Source organism: Bradyrhizobium sp. DOA1, assembly GCF_001593325.1.
In the GTDB taxonomy this organism is placed as follows: Bacteria; Pseudomonadota; Alphaproteobacteria; order Rhizobiales; family Xanthobacteraceae; genus Bradyrhizobium.
This window is the reverse complement of the sequence record NZ_JXJM01000001.1, coordinates 6,446,568-6,472,623: the sequence shown is the minus strand read 5'-3', so window position 1 is coordinate 6,472,623 and position 26,056 is coordinate 6,446,568. Positions and strand designations below refer to the sequence as shown.

General features: G+C 65.0%; 24 protein-coding genes. 13 read left to right on the top strand and 11 right to left on the bottom strand.

Features of this window, described 5'->3' with window-relative positions; translation table 11 throughout:
- The first annotated feature begins 121 nt into the window (after positions 1–121).
- Positions 122–1,000: a methyltransferase domain-containing protein gene (locus tag SE91_RS29940; RefSeq protein WP_061850213.1), complete on the top strand. Its 879-nt coding sequence runs from the start codon at positions 122–124 to the stop codon at positions 998–1,000.
- A gap of 117 nt (positions 1,001–1,117) precedes the next feature.
- Here the strand turns inward: SE91_RS29940 and SE91_RS29935 are convergent, their stop codons facing one another.
- From SE91_RS29935 to SE91_RS29925, 3 genes are all read right to left on the bottom strand, one after another.
- The gene (locus tag SE91_RS29935) at positions 1,118–1,528 is read right to left on the bottom strand and encodes a (deoxy)nucleoside triphosphate pyrophosphohydrolase (protein WP_061850212.1); all 411 of its coding nucleotides are present in this window, start codon (positions 1,526–1,528) and stop codon (positions 1,118–1,120) included.
- A 10-nt stretch (positions 1,529–1,538) separates the two neighbouring features.
- On the bottom strand, positions 1,539–2,780 hold the full coding sequence (argJ, locus tag SE91_RS29930) for a bifunctional glutamate N-acetyltransferase/amino-acid acetyltransferase ArgJ (RefSeq protein WP_060734574.1): 1,242 nt from the start codon (positions 2,778–2,780) through the stop codon (positions 1,539–1,541).
- A gap of 101 nt (positions 2,781–2,881) precedes the next feature.
- Positions 2,882–3,793 carry a peptidylprolyl isomerase gene (locus SE91_RS29925; protein ID WP_008542060.1) on the bottom strand — a complete coding sequence of 304 codons (912 nt, stop codon included), beginning with the start codon at positions 3,791–3,793 and terminating at the stop codon, positions 2,882–2,884.
- Positions 3,794–4,142: 349 nt separating this feature from the next.
- Between SE91_RS29925 and secA the strand changes: the two genes are divergently transcribed.
- Positions 4,143–6,983 carry a preprotein translocase subunit SecA gene (secA, locus tag SE91_RS29920; RefSeq protein WP_061850211.1) on the top strand — a complete coding sequence of 947 codons (2,841 nt, stop codon included), beginning with the start codon at positions 4,143–4,145 and terminating at the stop codon, positions 6,981–6,983.
- 212 nt (positions 6,984–7,195) lie between these two features.
- On the opposite strand, the gene SE91_RS29915 is transcribed toward secA, so the two are convergent.
- Positions 7,196–7,639 (bottom strand): MarR family winged helix-turn-helix transcriptional regulator, encoded by a 444-nt coding sequence (locus SE91_RS29915; RefSeq protein ID WP_008542071.1) that lies wholly within the window; start codon positions 7,637–7,639, stop codon positions 7,196–7,198.
- Positions 7,640–7,819: 180 nt separating this feature from the next.
- Between SE91_RS29915 and SE91_RS29910 the strand changes: the two genes are divergently transcribed.
- The 7 genes from SE91_RS29910 to SE91_RS29880 all read left to right on the top strand — a co-directional run bounded on the left by SE91_RS29910 (position 7,820) and on the right by SE91_RS29880 (position 15,301).
- Positions 7,820–9,004: a substrate-binding domain-containing protein gene (locus tag SE91_RS29910; protein WP_008542074.1), complete on the top strand. Its 1,185-nt coding sequence runs from the start codon at positions 7,820–7,822 to the stop codon at positions 9,002–9,004.
- 153 nt (positions 9,005–9,157) lie between these two features.
- A complete protein-coding gene (locus tag SE91_RS29905; RefSeq protein WP_061851405.1) occupies positions 9,158–10,672 on the top strand; it encodes an amidase in 1,515 nt (504 codons plus the stop codon).
- A gap of 36 nt (positions 10,673–10,708) precedes the next feature.
- Positions 10,709–11,566: a branched-chain amino acid ABC transporter permease gene (locus tag SE91_RS29900; RefSeq protein ID WP_061850210.1), complete on the top strand. Its 858-nt coding sequence runs from the start codon at positions 10,709–10,711 to the stop codon at positions 11,564–11,566.
- A gap of 4 nt (positions 11,567–11,570) precedes the next feature.
- A complete protein-coding gene (locus tag SE91_RS29895; RefSeq protein WP_061850209.1) occupies positions 11,571–12,785 on the top strand; it encodes a substrate-binding protein in 1,215 nt (404 codons plus the stop codon).
- 6 nt (positions 12,786–12,791) lie between these two features.
- The gene (locus SE91_RS29890) at positions 12,792–13,892 is read left to right on the top strand and encodes a branched-chain amino acid ABC transporter permease (protein WP_061850208.1); all 1,101 of its coding nucleotides are present in this window, start codon (positions 12,792–12,794) and stop codon (positions 13,890–13,892) included.
- Positions 13,882–14,613, top strand: coding sequence for an ABC transporter ATP-binding protein (locus SE91_RS29885; protein WP_061850207.1), 732 nt, complete (start codon positions 13,882–13,884; stop codon positions 14,611–14,613). The genes SE91_RS29890 and SE91_RS29885 overlap by 11 nt, the downstream gene beginning before the upstream one ends.
- Positions 14,606–15,301, top strand: coding sequence for a branched-chain amino acid ABC transporter ATP-binding protein (locus SE91_RS29880; RefSeq protein ID WP_061850206.1), 696 nt, complete (start codon positions 14,606–14,608; stop codon positions 15,299–15,301). The genes SE91_RS29885 and SE91_RS29880 overlap by 8 nt, the downstream gene beginning before the upstream one ends.
- Before the next feature lie 228 nt (positions 15,302–15,529).
- Here the strand turns inward: SE91_RS29880 and SE91_RS29875 are convergent, their stop codons facing one another.
- From SE91_RS29875 to SE91_RS29855, 5 genes are all read right to left on the bottom strand, one after another.
- Complete coding sequence (locus tag SE91_RS29875; protein WP_245318566.1) at positions 15,530–17,095, bottom strand: L,D-transpeptidase family protein; 1,566 nt, start codon at positions 17,093–17,095, stop codon at positions 15,530–15,532.
- Between the two features lie 465 nt (positions 17,096–17,560).
- Positions 17,561–18,523, bottom strand: a complete 963-nt coding sequence (locus tag SE91_RS29870) for an acetyl-CoA carboxylase carboxyltransferase subunit alpha (protein ID WP_061850205.1) — start codon at positions 18,521–18,523, stop codon at positions 17,561–17,563.
- Between the two features lie 267 nt (positions 18,524–18,790).
- Complete coding sequence (xerD, locus tag SE91_RS29865; protein WP_061850204.1) at positions 18,791–19,747, bottom strand: site-specific tyrosine recombinase XerD; 957 nt, start codon at positions 19,745–19,747, stop codon at positions 18,791–18,793.
- Between the two features lie 82 nt (positions 19,748–19,829).
- Positions 19,830–20,237, bottom strand: coding sequence for a nuclear transport factor 2 family protein (locus SE91_RS29860; RefSeq protein WP_061850203.1), 408 nt, complete (start codon positions 20,235–20,237; stop codon positions 19,830–19,832).
- 46 nt (positions 20,238–20,283) lie between these two features.
- Positions 20,284–21,318: an SDR family oxidoreductase gene (locus SE91_RS29855; protein ID WP_061850202.1), complete on the bottom strand. Its 1,035-nt coding sequence runs from the start codon at positions 21,316–21,318 to the stop codon at positions 20,284–20,286.
- A gap of 103 nt (positions 21,319–21,421) precedes the next feature.
- On the opposite strand from SE91_RS29855, the gene SE91_RS29850 reads away from it, so the two are divergent.
- On the top strand, positions 21,422–22,018 hold the full coding sequence (locus SE91_RS29850; protein WP_061850201.1) for a helix-turn-helix domain-containing protein: 597 nt from the start codon (positions 21,422–21,424) through the stop codon (positions 22,016–22,018).
- Positions 22,019–22,035: 17 nt separating this feature from the next.
- On the opposite strand, the gene SE91_RS29845 is transcribed toward SE91_RS29850, so the two are convergent.
- Positions 22,036–22,182 carry a hypothetical protein gene (locus tag SE91_RS29845; RefSeq protein ID WP_008542114.1) on the bottom strand — a complete coding sequence of 49 codons (147 nt, stop codon included), beginning with the start codon at positions 22,180–22,182 and terminating at the stop codon, positions 22,036–22,038.
- A 163-nt stretch (positions 22,183–22,345) separates the two neighbouring features.
- Between SE91_RS29845 and SE91_RS29840 the strand changes: the two genes are divergently transcribed.
- From SE91_RS29840 to SE91_RS29830, 3 genes are all read left to right on the top strand, one after another.
- Positions 22,346–22,969 carry a shikimate kinase gene (locus SE91_RS29840; RefSeq protein WP_061850200.1) on the top strand — a complete coding sequence of 208 codons (624 nt, stop codon included), beginning with the start codon at positions 22,346–22,348 and terminating at the stop codon, positions 22,967–22,969.
- Complete coding sequence (gene aroB / locus SE91_RS29835) at positions 22,966–24,108, top strand: 3-dehydroquinate synthase (RefSeq protein ID WP_061850199.1); 1,143 nt, start codon at positions 22,966–22,968, stop codon at positions 24,106–24,108. The genes SE91_RS29840 and aroB overlap by 4 nt, the downstream gene beginning before the upstream one ends.
- Before the next feature lie 64 nt (positions 24,109–24,172).
- Positions 24,173–25,525 (top strand): hemolysin family protein, encoded by a 1,353-nt coding sequence (locus SE91_RS29830; protein WP_060734583.1) that lies wholly within the window; start codon positions 24,173–24,175, stop codon positions 25,523–25,525.
- A gap of 161 nt (positions 25,526–25,686) precedes the next feature.
- Here the strand turns inward: SE91_RS29830 and SE91_RS29825 are convergent, their stop codons facing one another.
- The gene (locus tag SE91_RS29825) at positions 25,687–25,971 is read right to left on the bottom strand and encodes a BolA family protein (protein ID WP_082813869.1); all 285 of its coding nucleotides are present in this window, start codon (positions 25,969–25,971) and stop codon (positions 25,687–25,689) included.
- Positions 25,972–26,056 lie beyond the last annotated feature (85 nt).

Below are 26,056 nucleotides of genomic sequence, written 5' to 3'. Positions count from 1 at the left end.
GGTGCGCTGCAGAGCCGGGGCCCATCTCACCGCATCCCGATGTGCTGCTTTTGGGTCCCGGCTCTGCGCAGCAGCGCTAAGGGCGCTGCAGCGCGTCCGGGACACGCGAGAGGAGATTGCAATGACCGCCGTGATCGGCGTAACCAGCGGCATGGCCCAGCCCCCGCAAACGCCGCCCGCTTTGTTCGATCGTGCCTTGCTGCACGCGCGGCAGCGGCGCGCGCAGGCGCAAGGCGTGGTCACGTTCCTGCTCGACCGTGTTGCCGAGGACATGTCCGATCGGCTGGCCGCGGTGATGCGCGAGTTTCACGCACCGGTCGATCTCTGGACGCCCGGCGAGGGTCTCGCGGCGATGCGCACGCGACTGCCGTCGCTCGAGCGGATCGCACTCGAGGCGGCGGGTGCGGAGAAATTGCCCTTCGCACAGGAAAGTCTCGATCTTGTCGTCTCGGCGCTGGCGCTGCAATTCGTCAACGACGTGCCGGGCGTGCTCGCGCAAATTCGCCGCGCGCTGAAGCCGGACGGGTTGCTGCTCGCGGCGATGATCGGCGGCGACAGCCTGACCGAGCTGCGGCAGGCCTTTGCTGCGGCGGAAGCCGAATGCGAGGGCGGTGTGTCGCCGCGCGTGGCGCCGTTTGCCGATCTGCGCGACATCGGCGCGCTGTTGCAGCGGGCCGGCTTTGCGCTGCCGGTCACCGACGTCGACCGCGTCGTGGTGCGCTATGGCAATGCGTTTGCGCTGATGCAGGATCTGCGCCGCATGGGCGCGGCCAATATGCTGATCGAGCGGCGGCGGACGCCGACGCGGCGCGCGACGCTGCTGCGCATGGCCGAAATCTATGCCGAGCGCTTCGCCGACGCCGACGGCCGCATCCGTGCCACCTTCGACGTCATCTGGCTCTCCGGCTGGGCCCCGCATGCGAGCCAGCAGCAGCCGCTCAAGCCCGGCTCGGCGAAAGCGAGCCTGGCCGAGGCGGTGAAGAAGGCGGGAGAGAAGTGACGTGTGTCTTGGACGCGCTGCAGCGTGAAACGCTGCTGCGCAGAGCCGGGACCCAGTCTGCGGCCTCTGGGCCCCGGCTCTGCAGCGCTTTGCGCTGCGTCCGGGGCACGGCAGACCTCACATCAACAGATCGATCAGATGCGGAATCAGCGGAATGTCCGCGGGCGGCATGGGGTAGTCGCGCAGCTTGTTGGCGCGGACCCAGGCGAGGTTCTGGCCCTCGCGCGCCGTGACCATCCCTTCCCAGCGCCGGCAGATGTAGAGCGGCATCAACAAATGGAAGGTCTCGTAGCCGTAACTCGCAAACGTCAGCGGTGCGAGGCACGGCTCGGCGACCGTGATGCCAAGCTCCTCGTGGAGCTCGCGGATCAGGCTCTGCTCGGGCCGCTCGCCGGGCTCGAGCTTGCCGCCGGGAAATTCCCAGAGGCCCGCCAGCGCCTTACCTTCGGGGCGTTGCGCGATCAGGACGCGCTTGTCGGCGTCGACCAGCGCGCAGGCCACCACCAATGTCAGTTTGAGATCGGCCATCGGCGTCCGCTTACGACCTGTAATCCCCGTTGATCGCGACATATTCCTTGGTGAGGTCGCAGGTCATGACGCGGTCGCGGCCCTTGCCGAGGCCGAGCGAGACCAGAATCGCGATCTCCGGCGACTTCATCGCCTCCGACACCTGGGCTTCGTCATAGGACGGATCGCGCGCGCCGTTCCTGGCGACGCGGATGCCGTTGAAGGAGATCGAGAGCCTGTCGCGATCAGCGGGCTCGCCGGCCTTGCCGACCGCCATCACCACGCGGCCCCAATTGGCATCCTCGCCGGCAATCGCGGTCTTCACCAGCGGCGAGTTCGCGATCGACATCGCGATCTTGCGCGCGGAAGCCTTGGTCTTGGCGCCCTCGACCGTGATCTCCACCAGCTTGCGGGCCCCTTCGCCGTCGCGCGCCACCTGCTCGGCGAGGTTGGCGAGCACCTGGTTGAACGCCTTGACGAACGCCTTCAGGCGGGGGTCGCTGGCGCGGCTGATCTTCGGCGCGCCGTGCTCGGCCGCAGCGCCGGTCGCAAACGCCAGGAGCGTGTCCGAGGTCGAGGTGTCGCCGTCGATCGTCACGGCGTTGAAGGTATCTTCGACTCCGGCCTTGAGCAGCGCTTGCAACGCCGCCGGCGCGATCGGCGCGTCGGTGAAGATAAAGGACAGCATCGTCGCCATGTCGGGCGCGATCATGCCGGCACCCTTGGCCATGCCGTTGATGGTGACCTTGGCCTTGCCGAGCTTGACGGTCGCGGTCGCGACCTTCGGGAAGGTGTCGGTGGTCATGATCGCCTTGGCCGCGGCGAGATAATCGCCTGCTTCCGCGGTTTCGGCGAGACGGCCGAGCACGCCGTCGAACTTGGTCGCGTCCAGCGGCTCGCCGATCACGCCGGTCGAGGCCAGGAAGATCTCGCTCTCGCTGCAGCCGACCGCCTTGGCCGCGATCTTCGCCGTCAGCGCGGTGGAGGCGCGGCCGGTCTTGCCGGTGAAGGCGTTGGCATTGCCGGAATTGACCACGAGGGCGCGCGCCTTGCCGCCCTTCAGCTTGGCACGGCACCATTCGACCGGTGCCGACGGGCATTTCGACCGCGTGAACACGCCGGCGACCGCGGTGCCCTTGTCCATCACCGCCAGCAGCACGTCGGTGCGGTTCTTGTAGCGGATGCCGGCCTCGGCCGTCGCGAGGCGGATGCCTGCAATCACGGGCATGTCGGGAACGGTTTTCGGGGCGAGCGGGGAGACGGAGGAGGACATCGCGGGGCGCCTTGGTGGGGTCTGGATATGCAGATGGCCGGGGAATCCCCGGCCATTGCGACGTTAGATACTATTGGCGTCCGCGAAGTGACAGCGATTTCTTACTTCTTCGCCGGCGGCGCCATCTTGCTGTCGGACGGCTTGGCGTCCGGCTTGGCGGCATCTGCCGCCGGCTGGTCCAGCCGCTCGACCTTGGCTTCGGTGCGCAATTTGGCGACGTAGTCGGCCTGCGCCTTGCGGGTCACGTACTGCTCGATCTGGGCCTTGACCTGCTCGAAGTCCGGCGCCTTGCGGTTGCGCTTTTCCTCGACCTTGATGATGTGCCAGCCGAACTGCGACTTCACGGGGTCGGAGATCTTGCCCGGCTCCAGCGCGAAGGCCACGGCCGAGAATTCCGGCACCATCTGTTCCTTGGTGAAGAAGCCGAGGTCGCCGCCGTCGGCCGAGCCCGGATCCTTGGACTTCTTCTTGGCGAGCTCGGCGAAATCGGCGCCCTTGTCGAGCTCGGCCTTCACTGCCTTGGCCTCGTCCTCGGTCTCGACCAGGATGTGGCGGGCGCGCACCTCCTGCTCGCCGGTGATCTGCTTGGCGGCCTCGTCATAGACCTTCTTCATGGCGTCGGGGGTGGTGGCGGCCTTGCCCTCATTGGCGAGCAGACTGTCCATCAGGAGCCGGTTGCGGGCAAACGCCAGGCGCTTCTTGAACTCCTCGTTGTCGGCGATCTTCTTATCCTCGGCAGCCTTGCTGACGATCTTCATGTCGATCAGGAAGGACAGGACGTTCTCGTCCTTGGTTGCCGGATCCATCTGGGCGAGGCTCGGCCCGAGCTCCTCCTCGGCCATGGTCACGTCGCTCTTCTTGATTTCAGCGCCATTGACCTTCGCCAGCACCGGATCGTCGGCGGCGCGCAACGGCCCGGCGAAGGCCAGGGACAGCGCCAAAGTGAGGCAGCCGGCCAGGGCGGACGCATGGCGGAAACGCTGGCCGGTGGTTACCGGAAACGAGGTGGTCATGGAAAATCCTTTTGTTGAAGCAGGGGGCTGCTCGAGCGGGGCGGACACTCGCCCAATCAAGGTGGCTTGGCAACGCGAAAAGTCTGTCAAAATGATGAATTAGCCGCAATGCGGCCGCCGTTGACAAGGCTAGGGGCCGGCCATATCTCTGACCGGTCGCGTCCATGGCGATGGCGTTTATTTTGCTGCGTTTTTGGCCGTTGAACCCAGACTTGCTCAACTCCCACCCATATGGCGGACGACCCCCCGCGGGCTGAGGGCGCCATCGGCGTCACGGTGAGTTGAATAGGCAGGCGGGTGACAACTTCTTGGCTGCAACGCGGTTGAATCGCGAACACAGGAACTAGGCATGATCGGCGCGCTCGCCCGCAAGTTTTTCGGCTCCGCCAACGACCGGCGGGTGAAGGGATATCAGTCCCGCGTCAACGCGATCAACGCGCTGGAGCCGGAGGTCTCGAAACTCTCCGACGAGGCGCTCAAGGCCCGCACCGCGGAATTCAAGCAGCAGCTCGCGGGCGGCAAGACCCTCGACGACCTCCTGGTCCCCGCCTTCGCCACGGTGCGCGAGGCCGCCAAGCGCACGCTTGGCCAGCGCCATTTCGACGTCCAGCTGATCGGCGGCATGGTGCTGCACGAGGGCGACATCGCCGAGATGAAGACCGGCGAAGGCAAGACGCTGGTGGCAACGCTGGCGGTCTATCTCAACGCGCTGGCCGGCAAGGGCGTCCACGTCGTCACCGTCAACGACTATCTCGCCCGCCGCGACTCCGGCTGGATGGGCCAGATCTACGGCTTCCTCGGCATGACCACCGGCGTGATCGTGCACGGCCTCGACGATGCCGAGCGCAAGGCGGCCTATGCCTGCGACATCACCTACGGCACCAACAACGAATACGGCTTCGACTATCTTCGCGACAACATGAAGTACCGGCTCGAGGACATGGTCCAGCGGCCGCATTTCTTCGCCATCGTCGACGAGGTCGACTCCATCCTCATCGACGAAGCGCGCACGCCGCTGATCATCTCCGGCCCGCTCGACGATCGCTCCGACTTCTACAACACCATCGACGGCTTCCTGCCCAAGCTCGACAAGACCGATTACGAGGTCGATGAGAAGCAGCGCACGGTGACGCTGACCGAAGGCGGCATGGAGAAGATCGAGACCCTGCTGCGCGATGCCGGCCAGCTCAAGGGCGAGTCGCTCTACGACGTCGAGAACGTCTCCGTCGTGCACCACATCAACCAGGCGCTGCGTGCCCACACGCTGTTCACCCGCGACAAGGACTACATCGTCCGCGACAACGAGGTCGTCATCATCGACGAGTTCACCGGGCGCATGATGCCGGGCCGGCGCTATTCGGAAGGCCTGCACCAGGCACTGGAAGCCAAGGAGCACGTCCAGGTCCAGCCCGAGAATCAGACGCTGGCCTCGATCACCTTCCAGAACTACTTCCGCATGTACGAGAAGCTGGCGGGTATGACCGGCACCGCCGCGACCGAAGCGGACGAACTGTTCGACATCTACAAGCTCGAGGTCGTGGAGATCCCGACCAATCTGTCGATCGCGCGCCTCGACGAGGACGACGAGGTCTACCGCACCCAGCAGGAGAAATACGCCGCCATCCTCGCCGAGATCGAGCGCGCCAACTCGCGGCTGCAGCCGGTCCTGGTCGGCACCGCCTCGATCGAGAAGTCGGAAGTGCTCGCCGAATTCCTCAAGAAGAACGGCTACAAGCAGATCGACTTCGGCAAGGAGCACGCGCTCGACAAGCTCTATGCCGCGGCCCGCGCCGGCAAGCCGGCCAAGCTGTTCGCCGTGCTGAATGCGCGCTTCCACGAGCAGGAAGCCTATATCGTCGCCGAAGCGGGCGTGCCCGGCGCGATCACGATCGCGACCAACATGGCCGGCCGCGGCACCGACATCAAGCTCGGCGGCTCGCTGGAGATGCGGATCCAGCAGGAGACCGCGGGCATCGAGGACGAGGCGGAGAAGGCCAAGAAGATCGAGCAGATCAAGGCCGACATCGCCCATTTCCGCGACATCGTGCTGAAGGCCGAGGAGACCGTCGAGGTCGAGCCGGCGAAGGGATCCAAGCCCGCCAAGACCGTGAAGAAGCCCGGCGGTCTCTACATCATCGGCTCCGAGCGGCATGAATCCCGCCGCATCGACAACCAGCTCCGCGGCCGATCCGGCCGTCAGGGCGACCCCGGCCGCTCGAAATTCTTCCTGTCGCTCGAAGACGATTTGATGCGCATCTTCGGCTCGGATCGTCTCGATAGCATGCTGCAGCGTCTCGGCCTGCAAGAGGGCGAGGCCATCATCCATCCCTGGATCAACAAGGCGCTCGAGAAGGCGCAGCAGAAGGTCGAGGCGCGCAACTTCGACATCCGCAAGAACCTGCTCAAGTTCGACAACGTCCAGAACGACCAGCGCAAGGTGATCTTCGACCAGCGCGTCGACCTGATGAAGGACGAGAGCGTCGCCGAGACCGTCACCGACATGCGACACGCCTTCATCGACGATCTCGTCGCCAAGCACGTGCCCGAGCATGCCTATGCCGAGCAGTGGGACGTCGCCGGCCTGAAGGACGAATTGAAGCGCGTGCTCGATCTCGACCTGCCGGTCGACGAATGGGCCAAGGAAGAGGGCATCGCCGACGAGGAGCTGCTGACGCGCATCGAGACCAAGGCCGACGAGCACATGGCAGCCAAGGTGGCGCAATGGGGTCCCGACGTGATGCGTTACGTCGAGAAGACCATCCTGCTGCAGACCCTCGACCACCTCTGGCGCGAGCACCTGATCATGCTCGACCATCTCCGCCAGGTCATCGGCCTGCGCGGCTACGGCCAGCGCGATCCGTTGCAGGAGTACAAGACCGAAGCCTTCAATCTCTTCCAGGAGATGAGCGCGCATCTGCGCGAGGCCGTCACGGCGCAGCTGATGCGCGTCGAGATCGTCCCGCCGGAGCAGGAAGCGCCCGTGCTGCCGCCGATGGAAGCGCACAAGTTCGATCCGAATACCGGCGAGGACGAAATGGCGCTTGCCAGCGTCACCCTCGGGGCCCAGGCCACGGATGCCTCGCTACGCGATCCCAAGAACCCCGCCAGCTGGGGCAAGATCGGCCGTAACGAGGACTGCCCCTGCGGCTCGGGCAAGAAGTACAAGCACTGCCATGGGCGGTACGCGTAAGGCCTGAATGGGATGGTGAGGCGCGATGCCAGCGCCTCATTCTCCGCCGTCGTCGCCCGGCTTGACCGGGCGACCCAGTACGCCAAGGCCTCTCGGCTCAATCATATCAGTCTCTGGAATACTGGATCGCCCGCCTGCGCGGGCGATGACAGCCGAGTGAGTGGCTCACAGCTCCACCCTTCGCCGGACCACGAGAGTGAGAAGCCACCTTCTCAATTCGAACTGTCGATTAAACTCTCGAGCAGCCGCTTCAATTCGCTGGTCGGCTTGTCGCCGTAGCTCTCCAGGATGTGCTCCTCCTGGTCGACCGCGAGCGAGTTCAGCCTCTTGCACAGTACCTTGCCGCGGTCGGAGATGAACATCAGCACCTTGCGGCGGTCGTTCGGGTCCTGCACGCGGTAGACCAGCGTGTCCGAGACCATGCGATCGATCATCTTGGTCAGCGTCGGATGGTTGAGCAGCACGGCGTCCGCGAGCTCGCCCATCGAATGGCCGTTGCCGTCCGACAGCACTTTCAGGATGCGCCATTGCTCGACCGGCACGCCCTCCTTGCTCAACCGCAGTTCGAGCTGTCGGTTGATTTCCCGGTTGGCTTGCGCCAGCAGGTAGGCGAGGTGTTCGGTGATCGGGGTGTTTTCTTTCGAGGGTTTTGCCACGGCTAAGACTTCGTCTTGACCCAAATGAGTGAATGTCTTGCAATCAATGCTGCATCTATATGCACTTCAATTGTTGAATATTCAATATTTTCAAAATAGGATCATTGCCCAACAAAAGGGCGGAGAGCCGCGGCCGCCTGATCAATGTGCTTTCGGGTCTGATATCAGACAGGAGTTGGCGTGCGCGCGACGGTGAACTTCCCGGCTCACGGCGGCCCGGCGTTGCCGCCGTCCTTGCTGTTCAGGAATCTGTCGTCATCGGCGGCTGATGGCGTGTTGTCGCCCAGCGATCACGCTCTCTTCAGGCGGCGCGGCGCCAACAAGCTGCGGATCGGCGGCTTCATCTGCTGCACCGGCTCGCCCGGGGTCTGGGGCCCTTGTGCGACCAACAGCGCGCAGCTCGCCGTTGCCGAGATCAACAAGCGCGGCGGCATCCTCGGGCGCGAGATCGAGCTGTCGATCTACGACGCCGGCGGGCCGCTCGATGAGGTCCTGAACCGGGCCGAGCAGGCGATCGCCTTCGACGAGGTCGACCTCATCGTCGGCTTGCACACCAGCGCGGTCCGCGTCGGCCTGCGCGACGTCACCACGCGTCATCGCATCCCCTACATCTACACGCCGGTCTACGAGGGTGGCGAGCGCACGCCCGGTGTGATGGCGATCGGTGAGACGCCGCGCTGGCAGAGCCGGCCGTCGATCCATTGGCTCGCCGACGTCAAGAAGGCGAAGCGCTGGTACCTGATCGGCAGCGACTATGTCTGGCCCTGGCAGTCGCACCGCGCGGTGAAGAACTACATCAAGGAGACCGGCGGACAGGTCGTCGGCGAAGAGTTCGTTCCGCTCGGGGAGGACAATCACGAGGCGCATCTGGCGCGCATCCGGGCCGCGAGGCCCGACGTCGTGCTGATCTCGCTGATCGGCACCGACAGCATCACCTTCAACCGTGCTTTCGGCGAATGCGGTCTCGGCGCCACGACGCTGCGGCTCGCGGGCGCCATGGACGACACCGTGCTGCTCGGCATCGGCGCAGACAACAGCGAGAACATGTTCTGCGCATCCGGCTATTTCATCGGCACCGGCGCGCGCGCCAATGACGACTTCCAGAGTCGCTATCGCGCGATGTTCGGGCCGAACGCGCCTCCCATCGGCTCGGTCGGGCAGTCCAGCTATGAGGGCCTGCGCTTTCTCGAAGCGGTCGCGAACAAGGCGGGCTCGCTGTCGATGGGACCGCTGCTCGCAGCCGGACGTAACATCGTCTACAGCGGCGCCCGTGGCCAGGTCACCGTGCGCAACGGACATGCGCGGATGCCGATGCATCTCGCCGAGGCCGACGGCCTCGACTTCAAGCTGATCAAGCCGATCTGAGCCCGGCGCGGCAATCGGCTCACGCGCCGTCGCAAAATAATACTTGAAAAGGAAAATATTTCCGTTTTGAATGTTTCGGCCGGGCCGGTGCGCTCGTCGCGCCAAACGCGGCCGCACGCCCAAGGACTGATCCAAAAAACTCAGGAGAGCGCCGTGACAGTTGCCCTTCCAACGCCCGCCCAACTTCGTGCCGTCGCCGAACAGTGCGGCCTTTCGCTCACCGATGACGACGTCGCCTCCTTCCGTGGCCTGATGCAGGGCTCGATCGAGGCCTACAACCTCGTCGGCGCGATGCCGGACGAACTGCCGGAGGTGAAATATCCGCGCACGCCGGGCTATCGGCCCTCGGCGGAAGAGAACCCGCGCAATGCCTGGTATCGCAAGTCGACCGTGAAGGGGGCCGCCAGCGGCAAGCTCAAGGGCAAGACCGTCGCACTGAAGGACAACATCATGCTGGCCGGCGTGCCCATGACCAACGGCTCGTCGACGCTGGAAGGCTACGTGCCCGATTTCGACGCCACCATCGTCACGCGGATGCTGGACGCCGGCGCCGAGATCGTCGGCAAGGTGCATTGCGAGCATTTCTGCCTGTCCGGCGGCAGCCACACCAACTCCTACGGCCCGGTGCATAATCCGCACAAGATGGGCTACTCGGCCGGCGGCTCGTCCTCAGGCTCGGGCGTCGTGGTCGCGCTCGGCGAGGTCGACATGGCGATCGGCGGCGATCAGGGCGGCTCGATCCGCATGCCGTCCTCGTTCTGCGGCACCTATGGCATGAAGCCGACCTGGGGCCTCGTGCCCTATACCGGCATCATGCCGATCGAGATCTATGTCGATCACACCGGCCCGATGACTGCGACGGTCGAGGACAACGCGCTGCTGCTCGAGGTGCTCGCCGGCGACGACGGTTACGATCCGCGCATCAAGGCGCCGAAGGTCGAGGAATACACCAAGGCGCTCGGCCAGGGTGTCAAGGGCATGAAGATCGGCATCGTCAAGGAGGGCTTCGAGCAGCCGACCGCGGAGGCCGCGGTGAACGAGAGCGTGCGCGAGGCGACAAAACGCTTCAAGGACCTCGGCGCCAGCGTCGAGACCGTGTCGATCCCGATGCATCTGTTGGGCGGCGCGATCTGGACCCCGATCGGCACCGAAGGCCTGACCCAGACCATGATGTTCGGCGACGGCTACGGCCTGTCCCGCGGCGATCTCTATTCGACCTCGCTGATGGATTTCCATCGCGGCTGGCGCCGGCAAGCCGATTCGCTGTCGGAGACAACGAAATTGTTCATGATGCTCGGCACCTACATCAATAACAATTTCGGTCCGCGCTTCTACGGCAAGGCGCTCAACATCTCGCGCCGGCTCACCGCGGCCTACGACAAGGCCTTCAGCGACTACGACCTGCTGCTGATGCCGACGACGCCGATGAAGGCGACCAAGCTGCCGGAGCCCAATGCCAGCCGCGAGGAATACGTCGCCCGCGCGCTGGAGATGATCTCCAACACTGCGCCGTTCGACATCACCCATCATCCCGCGATGTCGTTGCCCTGCGGCATGGTCGACGGCCTCCCCGTCGGCCTGATGCTGGTGGGCCGCATGTTCGAGGAATCCACCATCTACCGCGCCGCCCATGCCTTCGAGCAGATCGGCGACTGGAAGAAGATGTGAGCGGAGAGCAGATGCAGACCGACGGAAACCCGATGCATGGCTAACGCGTTCGTCGCGGCGTTCGAGATCCTGAGCTTCGGCGCGATCATCGTCCTGATCGTGCTGGGGCTCGGGATCATCGCCAGCATGATGGGCATCTTCAACTTCGCGCAGGGCGAGTTCGTCCTGCTCGGGGCCTACATCACCTATCTCGCTTATGCCAAGGGACTGCCGATCTGGGCCGGCATGGCCGCGGCGCCCTTCGTGGTCGGCGCGCTCGGCTTCGTGCTGGAGGCGCTGATCATCCGCCGCTTCTACGCCGCGCCCATCGTCGCCATGCTCGGCACCTATGCGCTCGGCCTCATCATCCGCGAAGCGGTGCGCGGGTTGATCGGTGGCTTCTATCTCACCGTGCCCGAACCGATCGGCGGCTCGATCGATTTCGGCACAGTCCATATCTCGGCCTGGCGCTTCACCATCATCCTCATCACGTTGCTGGTGATGGCGGGTTGCTACCTGCTGCTGTCGCGCACGAATTTCGGCCTGCGCATGCGCGCCACGCTGGAAAATCCGTCGCTGGCACGCGCCTCGGGCATCTCAACGCCGCTGATGTACGGCGCCACCTTCGCGTTCGGCTCCGCCCTCGCGGGTCTTGCCGGCGCGCTGATCGTTCCGGTGTTCAGTCTCTATGCCGATCTCGGCCTGCGCTTCCTGATCCAGGGCTTCGTCGCGGTCATGGTCGGCGGTGTCGGTTCCTTCATCGGCCCGGTCGCCGGCGCCGGCGTCATTGGCACGCTCAGCGCGGCGTTGCCCTGGGTGATGGCGCCCGTCGTCGCCGACGTGCTCGTCTTCGTGCTCGCCATTGTCTTCATCAAATTCCGCCCGCAGGGCCTCATCGGTGGAAAAGGGGTATAGTCACATGTTCGATACGCAGCTCTCACGGCGCCGCTTCCTCTCCAATTTCGCTTTCGCGTCCGGTGCGGTCGCAACCGGGGTCGGCAGCTGGGTGATTCCGGCCCCCTGGGCCAATGCGGCCGAAGGCCCGATCAAGGTCGGCATCGCCACCGACCTCACCGGCCCGATTGCCTATGCCGGCAATGCCGATGCCAACGTCGCCAAGATGGTGATCAAGGAGATCAATGCCGCCGGCGGCCTGCTCGGCCGTCCGCTCGAGCTCTATATCGAGGACACCGCATCCAACGAATCCGTCGCCGTCGGCAACGTGCGCAAGCTGATCCAGCGCGACAAGGTCGACATGGTGCTGGGCGGCATCACCTCCTCGATGCGCAACGCGATCAAGGACCCGATCGTGGCGCGCGGCAAGACGCTCTACATCTATCCGCAGCTCTATGAGGGCAAAGAATGCACGCCCTATCTGTTCTGCACCGGGCCTACCCCGGCGCAGCAATGCGACGAGTTCATCCCCTGGCTGATCAAGAACGGCGGCAAGAAGTTCGCGCTGCCGAGCGCCAACTATGTCTGGCCGCACACACTCAACGTCTACGCCCGCAAGGTGATCGAATCGAATGGCGGCGAGGTCGTGTTCGAGGAATATTACCCGCTCGACCAGGTCGACTTCTCCGCGACCGTCAACCGCATCGTCTCCAACAAGGTCGACGTCGTCTTCAACACCGTCATTCCGCCCGGCGTCGGCCCGTTCTTCAAGCAGCTCTACGAAGCCGGCTTCCTCAAGAATGGCGGTCGCCTGGCCTGCGTCTACTATGACGAGAATACCCTCAACATCAATCAGGCCGCCGAGATCGAGGGGCTCGCGAGCTGCCTCGACTATTTCAAGGTGCTGACCAAGGAGAACCCGTTCGACGCCAAAATCCAGGCGGCCTACGAGAAGGATTTCCCCGGCAATTTCCTGTTTGCCGCCGGCAGTGCCGCCACCGGCACCTATCGCGGCCTCAAGCTGTGGGAAGCCGCGGTCAAGGAAGCCGGCAAGATTGATCGCGAGTCCGTCGCCGCCGCGCTCGACCACGCCAAGATCGCCGAAGGTCCCGGCGGGCCCGCCGAGATGGTCCCGGGCAAGCGGCACTGCAAGATGAAGATGTACACCGCGGTCGCCAAGGGCGGAAACTATGAGATCGTCGCGCGCAGCAGCGGCCTCGTCGATCCCAAGGAATGCTAGAGTGGAATGCTGAAGCCGATGAGCGTGGTAAGACAGGCCGTCGTCGCCGATGCCGGCGACGAAGCGGGCGGTGCAATGGCAGAAGGCACGGGAGCCGAGCGTTCGTCAGGCCGCAAGATACTGCCGATCGTCGAGGGCGTCGTGTTGCTCGCGGCGCTGCTCGCGCCGCTGGTGCTGCAGGACTATCTCACGGTGTTCGCAACGCGCGTGCTCATCCTCGCGCTGTTCGCGCTGTCGTTCGACCTGGTCTGGGGCTATGCGGGCATCATGAGCTTCGGCCAGGCCCTGTTCTTCGGATCGGCCGGCTATGGCGTGGCGCTGCTCGCGCGTGACCTCGACATCACCAACATCTTCCTGGTGCTGCCGGCGGGCACGCTGATCGGTCTCACGTTCGCACTGCTGCTCGGCGGCTTCCTGCTGCTGGGACGGCATCCCTCCAGCGTGATCTTCGTCTCGCTGGGCACGCTGACGGGCTCTTATGCCGCGGACCGCCTGGCGCGCGGCTGGTATTATCTCGGCGGCCAGAACGGCATCCCCTCGATCGCGCCGATGTCGGTCGGGTCATACGATTTCACGGAAGGCCCGGCGTTCTACTATCTCGTGCTCGGCATCCTCGTCGTGGTCTATCTGCTCTGCCGCTTCCTGGTGCGCTCGCAATTCGGCCTGGCGCTCGCAGGCCTCCGCGAGAATGAGCAGCGCATCGCCTTCTTCGGCTACAAGGCGCAGCACCTGAAAGCCATCATCTTCACCATCGGCGGCGCCGTCGCCGGCCTTGCCGGCAGTCTTTACGCGTTCCACGAGGGCTTCGTCTGGCCCAACATGGTCGGGGTCGTGGTCTCGACGCAGGTGGTGCTCTACGTGCTGTTCGGTGGTTCCGGCACGCTGATCGGTGCCGTCATCGGCGCCGTCATCGTCGAAGGCGTCAGCTTCTGGCTGTCGGACAATTACCGCGATATCTGGCCCATCATTCTGGGATTGCTGCTGCTGCTCGTGATCCTGTTCCGGCCGCTCGGCCTGATCAGCTTCGTGCTCGGCGAGCGCGAGCGGGTCGGCAGCTTCGGTGCCAAACCCAAGGAAAACGTCAAGGAGAAGCGCAATGCTCCTTGAGGCCGCGGGCATCAAGAAAGTCTTCGGCAAGCTGACCGCGCTCGATGGCGCGGCGCTCAGCGTCGGCGAGAACGAGTTTCACGGGCTGATCGGCCCGAACGGCTCCGGCAAGAGCACGCTGATGAAGTGCATCGCCGGCGCCGAGGTGCCGACGCAGGGCAAGGTGAGCTTCGTCAACACAGACATCACCGCGTTCACGCCGACCGAGCGAGCGCGTGCCGGCATGAGCCTTAAATTCCAGATCACGTCGGTGTTGCCGTCGCTGACGCTCTACGACAACATCCTGCTCGCGCTGCAGGCGCAGTGCTCGCTGTTCGACCTCGTGTTCTCGCGCACGCGCGGCGCGCTGCACGATCAGGTCATGACGATGCTGAGGCAGTTCCGTCTCGCCGACCGCGCCTTCGACGCGGCCGCCGCGCTTTCGCACGGCCAGCAGCAATGGCTGGAGATCGCGATGGCGCTGGCGGGCAAGCCGAAACTGCTGCTGCTGGACGAGCCGACCGGCGGCATGAGCCTGGAGGAGCGCCGCGTCACCGGCGAGCTGCTGCAGCCGATCAAGCAGCACTGCTCGCTCGTCATCGTCGAGCACGACCTCGATTTCATCCGCGACATCTGTGATCGCCTCACCGTGCTCGACCAGGGCAAGGTGCTGGCCTCGGGCACCGTGTCCGAGATCCAGGCCAACACATCCGTCCAGGAGATCTATCTGCGCCGTGCCTGAATTTTTGGACATCAAGCATCTCGACGCCGGCTATGATCGCAGCCAGGTCTTGTTCGACGTCACCCTCGGCATTCCCTGGCGCGGCGGCGTCGCCGTGCTCGGCCGCAACGGCGCCGGCAAGACCACGCTGATGAAGACCATCGTCGGCGAGCTGCCGGCGTGGAAGGGCGAGGTCGCCTTCGACGGCCGCGATATCAGCCGCCGCGCCACCCAGGAGCGCGTGCGTGCCGGCATCGGCTACGTGCCGCAGGAGCATTCGGTGTTCGCGCGCCTGTCGGTGCGCGACAATCTCGCCGTCGGCTCGCTCGCGAGCAAGAAGGCCGATGCAGTCGATCACGTGCTGACCATCTTCCCGAAACTCGGCCAGCGCCTCGACCAGCCCGCCGGCACGCTCTCCGGCGGCGAGCGCAAGATGCTCGCCATCGGCCGCGCCATGCTGGGCGATCCCAAACTCTTGCTGCTGGACGAGCCGACCGAAGGCGTCTGGATCGGCGTGATCGAGGAGATCACCGAGCGCCTGATCGAGCTCGCGAAGTCGATCGCCGTCATCATCGTCGAGCAGCACCTCGATTTGGCGCTGCGCGTTGCCGACTACGCCTACGTGCTCGACCGCGGCCGCGTCGCGCTGCAGGGCGAGGCGGGGCAGGTGCGGGGCAATCCGGAGCTGATGCGGTATCTGGCACCGTAGGGAGCGCGTGTGAAGCGCTCCGCTCTTACGCCAACCTCAACTGTCATGCTCCGCGAAAGCGGGACATCCAGTACGCCGCGGCGTCTCGATTGAAAACGACTGTCTCTGGAATACTGGATTCCCCGCCGGAGCCTGTCATCGGGCTCGCCGAAGGCGAGACCCGGTGGCGGGGAATGACGGCGTCAAGCTTGGATGGGCTGGAGGAGGGAGCGGCTATCGCTCGCCGCCTTACCTCATCGCTCCAAACCGGCTCTCGAACGAGTTCGACGGCACAACCGGTGCAGAACCCGCCATCAGGCCGCTGTCGGCGGCGCTATCCGACACTGACGGCTTCAGCGCCGGGCGCGTTGCGGCAAGCCGCGTGTCCGGTTGCGGCTTCGGTGGCTCGGCAGGCTTGGCGGCCGCAACGGCCGGCTTCGGCGCCTCCTTCGCGGCCGTATCCTTGGACTTGTCCTGCCCCGGTACGAATCTCGTCACGGCAGCCTTGAGCCGCGAGGCTGCCGTCGGCGGCGTCGGGGCGGTCTGGGCCGGTGCCACGGATGCGGTGGCTTGCGGCGGAGCAGTTGTCGCGGTGGTGTCGGCGCTGCCGAGGCCCATCTTGCGGCCGAGATTGGAGAAGAAGCCGCCTTGTGATTTTTCGGCGGGCTGAGCCGACGCGACGCGGGTGCTGCTCGCGGGCGCGCTCACGACGACCGGCTCTTCCTGCGGCGAGGGCGCGGACGCCACCGAATCGAGATTCGGCTTGGGCGGATTGACGTGGCCGGGGATCGTGCCCGGCGCCTTCGCCATTGCCAGCATCTGCAGCGTGGTGCCTTCGGCGCCTTCGGACAGGCCGGTCGAGCCTTCCGGAATCTTGGCGGCGAACACCTTGTTCATGCCGCCGTCGATGCCGGTGTTCATGCGCGCCACCGGCGTGCCCTTGGCGACCAGTCTTGCGTATTCCGCCTCGTCCTTGGTCTGCTTCCCGCGCACGGCGCTGGCGATCTCCTCGGGGATCACATAGGCCGGGCACTTCGCCGAGGCGTCGAACACCAGATCGCGCTTGGCGTCCGCCGGCTTCGCCGCGTCGAAGACGTACTTCCTCTCGCAGAAATCGACCTTCGGCTCCTGCCGCGTCACCTCGAAATGATCATAGCCTTCCTTGATCATCTTCCAGAACGGCATGTTCGGGTTGTTCCGGTGCTTGGCCATGTTCACCGGCGTCATCTTGAACGGGTAGGCCTGCAGCTGGAACGCCTTCTGGCCGCCGAAGAAGGATTCGCGGCCGAGCGAATAGATCTCGGCGATCTGCTCGTCCGTCATGGCGTAACAGCCGCGCGAAGAACAATCGCCGTGCACCATCAGCTGCGAGCCGGTGCGCCCAAGCGCCTTGTCGAACGCGTTCGGATAGCCGGTGTTGAACGACAGGTAGTACGCCGATTGCGGATTCATCTGGCCGGGATTGATCGAGTAGAATCCCTCCGGCGCCTGGCGGTCGCCTTCGCGCACCTTGGGGCCGAGATCGCCGGACCAGCGGCAGATCGGATAGGTCTTGAGCAGTGCGAACTGGCCCGAGCGGGTCTGCTTCCAGACCTCGAGCTCGGCCTCCTGCTTGAACAGGCGGACCAGGATCGGCGATTGTAGATCCATGTCCTTCTCGGTCATCGCGGCGAGCAGCTTCGGCGGCACCGGCTGGTTGGCCTTGGCGTTGGTCGCGAGCGAGACCTGGTCGCTGTTGCAGCCGGCCAAGAGACCGCCGGCCATCATCAGCGCAACCGAAGCCAAGAGCGCGCGAGCAAGCGAACGAGAAATCAAGATGGACCCCACACGGTGCCGGGCAGTGCGCGCGAACCCCAATCGTTTGGAGCATGATCCGACCGGACAACCGGACCCGTCGTGACGGGTTTTTTCAGCTCACGCCCCAGCGCTTATGCCCTGAAGCCATTGATTAAAATTCTAACCTCTGGGTCATGCGGTCGCAACCCGAGCGGGGATCACGAGCCCGTTGGCCCAGTGGCATGGTCAACGAAGCCTAAATGGACGCGACTTTGGGCCGTACTTGGGCCTTCCGGCCCATCAGGGACTCAGATCGCCGATTTGGGCAAAAAAAGGGTTAATGCGGAGTTACTGGTGGTCCCTCGTGCCCCGGACGCAGCGCAGCGCGTCAGCGGTGCGACGCAGAGCCGGGCCAGGGTTTGGACCAGGGTTGGAGATGGGTCCCGGCTCTGCGCAGCAGCGTTTCACGCTGCAGCGCGTCCGGGACACGAAAACCCGCTCGAATCAGCCCAGTTTTCGGCCGATATCGAGGAATTTCTGCCGGCGCTGCTTGCGGATGGCGTCGCCGTCGAGGCCGCGGAGCTCGTCGAACGCCTTGGCGATGGCATCCCCGGTGGTGGCGATCATGGCGGCGGGGTCGCGATGGGCGCCGCCGACCGGCTCTTTCAGGATCTGGTCGATCACCCCGAAGCGCAGCATGTCCTGGGCGGTGATCTTCATGTTGTTGGCGGCTTCCTGCGCCTTGGTGCCGTCGCGCCAGAGGATGGAGGACGCCGCTTCCGGCGAGATCACGCTGTAGATCGCGTGCTCCAGCATCAAGACCTTGTTGGCGGTGGTGATGGCGATGGCGCCGCCCGACATGCCCTCGCCGGTGATGATGGCGACGTTCGGCACGGTCAGCGCCAGGCACGCATCCGTCGAGCGCGCGATCGCCTCGGCCTGGCCGCGCTCCTCGGCGCCGATGCCGGGATAGGCGCCGGCGGAATCGGCGAGCGACAGCACCGGCAGGCCGAACCGCTCGGCCATCTCCATCAGCCGCACGCACTTGCGATAGCCTTCGGGGCGGGCCATGCCGAAATTGTGCCTGATGCGGCTTTCGGTGGAATCGCCCTTCTCCTGGCCCATCACGCAGATCGGCTCGCCGCGGAAGCGGCCGAAGCCGGCGACCAGCGCCTCGTCCTCGCCGAACTTGCGGTCGCCGGCGAGCGGGGTGAATTCGGTGATCAGGCCCTTGATGAAGTCGTTGAAATGCGGCCGCTGCGGATGCCGGGCCACCAGCGTCTTCTGCCACGGTGTCAGGTTCGTATAGAGGTCGGCCAGCGCCTGCGCCGCCTTGTCCTCGATCCGCCCGACCTCGTCGCTGATGTCGGTGCCGGTGGCCGCCAGCGCGCGCAATTCGTCGACCTTGGAGTCGAGCTCGGCGACGGGCTTTTCGAAGTCGAGATAGCTGCGCATCTGGTCTTGCATCAACTCAATATAAGGGGACGGGGCTCGAGAGCGAAGCGAGGTCGGGGCCGCGGAAAGAAGTGTAGTTTCTTCAATGGTTTGGCCTGTGTGCTCGGGAGCCGCCAGCCAAATCAGTCGTGAGGCCACGGCTCTTTCTGCGGAGATGTGGCCGAAGTCAAGGCGGTTTCGGTGGTGCCGTAGCCCGGATGAGCGAAGCGATATCCGGGTAGGTGGTGCATCGGGCACCGGTCCCGGATGTCGCTGCGCTCATCCGGGCTACGAACCCGCCTACTTCTCCGCCAGCGGGTGCAGGTCGCGCACCAGGCTCTTCAGCCGCTCCTCGACGACGTGGGTGTAGATCTGGGTGGTCGAGATGTCGGTGTGGCCGAGCAAGGTCTGCACGATGCGCAAATCGGCGCCGTTGTGCAGCAGATGGCTGGCAAAGGCGTGGCGCAGCACGTGCGGGGAGACCAGGCGGGCCTGCAACCCGGAAGCGACCGCGAGCTCCTTCAGGTCGCGGGCAAAATGCTGCCGCGTCAGATGCCCGCTCTCGCCGAACGAAGGAAACAGCCATTTCGACGCCGCCGCGCCAGTCTTCTTGTCGGTTTTAGCAGCTTCCGTCGCGGCGAGATAATCCGCCATCGCCTGGCGCGAGGCCTCGTTGAGCGGCACCAGGCGCTCCTTGTTGCCCTTGCCCCGCACCACGATCATGCGCGCATCGCGCTTGGCCGCCGAGCGCGGCAGCGCCACCAGCTCGGAGACGCGCAAGCCGGTGGCGTAGAGAACTTCGAGCAGGCAATAAAGCCTCAACGCGCGCAGCCGTTTCGATGGCGAGGCATCCTCCGCCTCGCTCAATTCCTTAGCGCGGCGGAGCATGCGGTCGACCTCGGCGATCGACAGCACCTTCGGCAGGCCGCGGCCGCGCTTGGGCCCCGACAGGATCGCCGCGGGATCGTCGGTCCTGATCCGTTCGTTCAGAAGAAAGCGATAGAGATGCCGCATCGCCGACAGGCGGCGGGCGACGCTGGTGGATTTGAAGCCCCGCGTGTCGAGATCGGCGAGATAATCGCGCAGCGTCTGGGTCTGCGCGTCGACGAATGTGTGGCCGACGCGGCCCAGAAATTCCGAGAAATCGGTGAGGTCGCGGCGGTAGGCATCGAGCGTGTTGGCCCCCGCGCCCTGTTCCGCCGCGAGCATGTCGAGGAACAGGCCGGTGAGCTTGGTGTCGGATGGCTTGATGGGCATGGCGGGAGCCTAGCGCCTATTTCTTGAGAAACTCACCAGCAATGTCGGGTTGTCTGAACGCACCCGATCGGGTCCTCCAATTCTAGGGCCTTTCGCTGATCGCCGTCGCTTGCGACCAGACCACCATCCAGTGTCCGTCGCGACGTTCGTAAGTGTCGGTGTGCCAATAATCCGCGGGGGCAACGCGGTGACCGCCAAAGACGATCTCGAGCCTGGCGCGATATCGGATCACGGCGTGATCCTCGTGCTGCCGGACGGCGATCGCGCCGGGTTCCCAGATCAGATATTTGATCTGCCCGCTCCGGATCGCGCCCAGATATTCGTCCTTGGAGAGCGGCATGCCGATCGGCGTTATCAACTGAAACTCCGGCGCATGAAGCGGCTCCGCCTGCGCGATGTTCCCGTTCACCAACGCGCGCAGCCGGGCCCGCTCGGTGTTGCGGATGTGCTCGGCTTCTTGTGAGTCCGTGTCAGTCGCGTGCGTCGTCATTGGTGGTTCTCCGGGTTATGCAAGAGTGAGCGGGGTTTCAGCCGTCCTACGGCATGGCGATCAAGCGATGCTCGATCAGGCTCTGGGCGCAGGCGCGGATGCAATCCTCGTCAGGTCGCGGTCTCCAGTTCAGCACGCGGTGCGCCTTCGCGGCGTTGACGCTGAGGTCCCGATCGAGCTCGTGCACGATCATGCGCGAGCGCCCGCTGAACGGAGCCAGCGCCCTCACCATCCAGTTCGGCACGTCGCCGCGCGGCAAGCGCTCCGCATAGTCCGGGAACGATGTCGCCAGCACCGCGGCCAAGTCCCTCAATCGGAAAAAACCTCCGCCCACGATGAAGCGCTGTCCGGCAGCGTCAGGGCAGGTCATCGCGCGGATATGAGCGTCGGCCACGTCGCGCACGTCGACGATCGCAAAGCCGAAGCGCGGGACACGCTTCAACTTGCCGCTCATCATCTGCTGGATCAGTCCGACGGACGTGCCGTATTGAGGGCCGAGCAGCGGTCCGAATATCATGGCGGGATTGATCACGCACAGATCGAGCCCGTGACAGCGTGCGAAGCTCCACGCCGCCTGCTCTGCCAGGGTTTTGGATTTGTAGTAGGGCGTCGCTCGCACGCTGGCGGGATCAGTCCAGTCGTTTTCGGTGAAGGGAGGCCGGCCGCCGCCGTGATTGGTGGCGGCAATCGAGGAGGTCAGCACCACGCGTGCCACGCCGGCATCATGCGCTGCGCGCAACACCCGCAGCGCACCGTCACGCGCGGTCCGGATCAGGTTGTCCGCGTTGTCGGGCAAGCCCGCCGGAAATGGCGAGGCCGTGTGAATCACGTAACGACAGCCCGCCAGCGCATCGTCCCATCCGTCGTCCGAGCGCAGCTCTGCGCGGGCGAAACTGAGGGCCCCGTCGGCCGCGGTGGGGCAAAGCTGCCGCCGGATCCGGTCGCCGGCATCAAGGCTGCGCACGGTGCCCCGCACGCGATAGCCGTTCGCCAGCAATTGCCTGGCGACGTGGCCGCCGAGAAATCCACTGATTCCGGTGACGAGCACCGTAATGGCCGGTTGAGCGGATCGAGAATCCATTTGATTCCAGTCTCTTGAGTGTCGGTTTTAGGGTTTAGACATTTGGACTCATATTGTCTAATCGTCTTTTGACGAATTGGACTCAAAGTGTCAATATGTTTTGATGAAGGAAACCAACCACAAGGCCGGGGCTATTCTCGACGCAGCGCTGCCGGTGTTCGTCCGCCTCGGCTTTCGCAAGACGTCAATGGCCGACATCGCGCGCGCGGCGGGCATCTCGCGTGCGGCGCTCTACTTGAGCTTCGGCAGCAAGGAGGAGTTGTTCCGGGCGGGGTCGGCGCGTGCGCATGCCAAGACGATGCAGAGTGTCGAAGCCGCGCTCGCCGGCGACGGCGACGTTTTCAGCCGGATCGAGCTGGCGATCGCGGCATTCCAACGCGATCTGATCGCGCCATTCGCCGGCAGCGCGGACGCCGCTGAACTGTTCGACGCCAATATGGCGCTCGCCAAGGACATCACCTTGGCAGCACGCGCCCAGCTGGTGGCCTTGCTGGCTCGCGCACTTGCCGATGCGCAAACAACGAATGCGATCACCTCAGATCATCTGAAGGCCTCGCCGACCGACCTCGCCGGCATCATCGTGGCGGCGATGGAAGGCATCAAGGAGGCGCAGGCCGCCGGCCAGAATCTTCTCGAAGATACCCAGCTGTTCCTGCGCCTGATGCGCCATGCGCTGACGCCGAACGGACGGGCCGCCTGACGGCTCGCAGCAGCGGCCTATTTCTTGAGAAACCTGTCAGGCGGGATGGTCACCGTCATTTCCCGCGGCTTCGGATTGACGAAGTTCGCCAGCGCGAAGACGCCGGCATAGACGATGCCGGCGATCACGGCGACGACCGTCAGGAACCGGAACAGGCTGGGCATCGGGAGTGGTCTCGGGGCGTGGCGAATTAACCAATGAAATCATCCAACATGTTCGCCGTTTCGTGGCAAGAGTCCTCTGGCGAGGGCCCCAAGGGGGTCGTATAGGTGGCCAAAGCCTGCCGCTTTGGGCGGCAGTTCGAGCGAGATCCTTTTCGAGCCAGACATGTCCGACGCCGCGTTGCCGCTACCCGGTTCGCCTGAGACCGACATCCTGTCGGCGCTCGGGACGCGCTCGATCGTGCTCGTCGGCATGATGGGGGTGGGCAAATCCACCATCGGCCGCCGCATGGCGGCGCGGCTCAAGCTGCCCTTCGTCGACGCCGACACCGAGATCGAGGCGGCGGCCGGCATGACCATACCGGAAATCTTCGAGCGCCATGGCGAGCCGCATTTCCGCGACGGCGAGGCCCGGGTGATCGCGCGGCTGCTGGAGAGTGGGCCCATCGTGCTCGCGACCGGCGGCGGCGCCTTCATGCGCGAGGAGACGCGCGCGCGCATCGCCGCAAGAGCGGTCTCGCTCTGGCTCAAGGCGGACCACGACGTCATCATGCGCCGCGTGCGGCGCCGTGCCGATCGCCCGTTGCTGCAGACCGCCGATCCCGAAGGAACCGTGACGCGCCTGCTCACCGAGCGCGAGCCGGTCTATGGCCATGCCGACCTCACCATTGCCTCGCGCGACGTGCCGCACGACAAGATCGTCGAGGAATGCATCGAGACGCTGCGGGCCCATCTCTGCCGCGAGCAGGCGTCCCATCCACCTGCCGACGTTGCGAGTGCCGTACGATGACTGCGCCTTTGAAACATTCCGACCCTGTCAATGTCGACGTCGCGCTCGGCGACCGCGCCTATGACATCGTCATCGGCCGCGGCGTGCTGGCCTCGCTCGGCGAGCGTATCGCGCGCCTGCGCCCCGGCGTGCGCACTGCCATTGTCACCGACCGTACCGTCGCAAAGCACTGGCTCGAGCCCACGGAGGCTTCGCTTGCCGCAGCCGGCATCCCGACTGCGCGCATCGTGGTCGAGGAGGGCGAGATCTCGAAGACCTATGCGGGCCTGGAGAAGGTCAGTGAGGCCCTGATCGCCGCGAAGATCGAGCGCAACGATCTCGTCATCGCACTCGGCGGCGGCGTGGTCGGCGATCTCGCCGGTTTCGCGGCGGCGATCCTGCGCCGCGGCGTCGACTTCGTGCAGGTGCCGACCTCGCTGCTGGCGCAGGTCGATTCCTCCGTCGGCGGCAAGACCGGCATCAATTCGCCGCAGGGCAAGAATTTGCTCGGTGCCTTCCACCAGCCGGTGCTGGTGATCGCCGACACCGCCGTGCTCGACACGCTGTCGCCGCGGCAATTCCGTGCCGGCTATGCCGAGGTCGCCAAATACGGTGTGCTCGGCGACGAGGCCTTCTTTGCCTGGCTGGAAAAGAACCATGCCGACATCTTTAGGGGTGGCTCGGCGCGTGAGCATGCGATCGCTACCTCCTGCCGCGCCAAGGCGGGCGTCGTCTCGCGCGATGAGCGCGAGACCGGCGAGCGCGCGCTGCTCAATCTCGGTCACACTTTCGGCCATGCGCTGGAAGCTGCGACCGGCTTCTCCGACCGCCTGTTCCACGGCGAGGGCGTCGCCATCGGCATGACGCTGGCGGCGCAGTTCTCGGCAAAGCTCGGCATGATCGGCGAGGCCGATGCAGCCCGCGTCGAACGCCACCTGATCGAAGTCGGCTTGCCGACGCGCTTGCAGGACATCGCGGGCTTTGCCCAGGAAGGCCTTGCCGACGCCGATGCGCTGATGGCCCTGATGGCACAGGACAAGAAGGTCCAGCGCGGCAAGCTCACCTTCATCCTGCTGGAGGCCGTGGGCCGCGCCGTAATCGCCAAGGACGTCGAGCCTACTCCGGTGCGCGATTTTCTGAAGGCGAAACTATCGCAGTGATGGCAGGACCGTCTGGATCTGGGGCACGCCAAGCGGCGAAGGTCGAGACGGTCGCGAGGCAAACATGAGTTCGATCTCGATCAATCTGCTGCTTGCGGTCCTCCTGCTCGCCGCCAATGCATTCTACGTGGCGGCGGAATTCGCGCTGGTGAAGAGCCGCGGCTTTCGCGTCAAAGCCATGGTCGAGCAGAACCGCTTCGGCGCGCGCCTGCTGCAGAGGATGATGGGCAACATCGAATCCTATCTCGCCTGCTGCCAGCTCGGCATCACCATGGCCTCGCTCGGGCTGGGCTGGATCGGTGAGCCCACCGTTGCCGCGCTGCTGAGCCCGGTCCTCCATCCGCTCGGAATGTCGGAGGCCACGCTGCACTTCACCTCCTTCGTGGCGGGGTTCCTGGTCTTCTCCTCGCTGCACATCATCATCGGCGAGCAGGTGCCGAAGACGCTCGCGATCAGGGAGCCGATGCCGGTATCGCAGTGGATCGCGTATCCGCTTCATGCCTCCTACCTGGTGTTCTATCCGCTGAGCTGGTGCCTCAACGCGGCGTCGGGCGCGGTCCTGCGTCTGATCGGAGTTAAGGAGTTTTCGCAGCACGAGATCCTGACGGATTCCGAGATCGAGGGCCTGGTCGAGGAATCCGCCGTGCACGGCAAGATCGAGAGCGGCGAGGCCGAATACATCCACAACGTCTTCCGCCTCGGCGAGCTGACGGTGTCTGACGTGATGGTTCACCGCACCGCCATGGTGATGATCAATGCCGACCTGCCGCCGGAAGAGCTGGTGCGAGAGGTGCTGGCCACCGAATACACCCGCATTCCGCTGTGGCGCGACAAGTCGGAGAACATCATCGGCATCCTGCACGCCAAGGATCTGTTGCGGGCCATCCGCGCCTCGGAGGGCGATACCTCGCGCATCGACGTCACCACCATCATGCTGCCGCCCTGGTTCGTGCCGGAGATGCGGCCGATCTCCCAGCAGCTCAAGGCGTTCCGCCGTCGCAAGACCCATTTCGCGCTGGTCGTCGACGAGTACGGCGAGGTCGAGGGCCTCGTGACGCTGGAAGACATTCTGGAGGAGATCGTCGGCGACATCTCCGACGAGCACGACGTCGTGGTCGCCGGCGTGCGCCGCCAGCCCGATGGCTCCGTCGTGGTCGACGGCTCGGTGCCGATCCGCGATCTCAACCGTGCGCTCGACTGGCACCTGCCCGACGAGGAGGCAACGACGGTGGCGGGCCTCGTCATTCACGAGGCGCGCTCGATCCCCGATCGCGGCCAGAGCTTCACCTTCCACGGCTTCCGCTTCCGCGTCCTCCGCCGCGAACGCAACCGCATCACCGCGCTCCGTATTTCACCGGTGCCGCGCGAGGCTGAGCTGGATGAGGTCAAGCCGCGAAGGGCCGGGACGTCGTTTTAGCCTCACGCTCGGTGTCATCGCCCGCCTTGTGCGCGCTTGCGCACTGGGGCGGGCGATCCAGTACGCCGCGGCGGTTCAATTCAAGCCGCGCCGTCTCGGAGTACTGGATGCCCCGCCCCCCGTGCGCAATTGCGCACTAGGCGGAGCATGACAGCGGAGCTTTACGTCCCACCTTCCCCCGGCGCCTGGGCGTGGATCGCCAGCGCGTGCACGCCGCCGGAGAGTTCCGCGGCCAGCGCCGAATTTATCATGCGATGGCGGTCGACCCGGCTCTTCCCTTTGAAGGCATCAGATACGATATAAACACGGAAGTGCGTCTCGCCGCCGGGCCGATGGCCGGCGTGGCCCTCATGCAAATGTGACTCGTCGACGACTTGCAGGCTTTCCGGCGTGAAAGCTTCCTGCAACTTGTTGCTGATAGTGTCTCTGATAGCCATGTGTGCCATTAAGGTGCGCGATCGCACCCCGTCAATACCCGGGCATCCCAGGTAATTGCGACCCGGTGTTCAGCGAATTGCAATGTCAAGACTT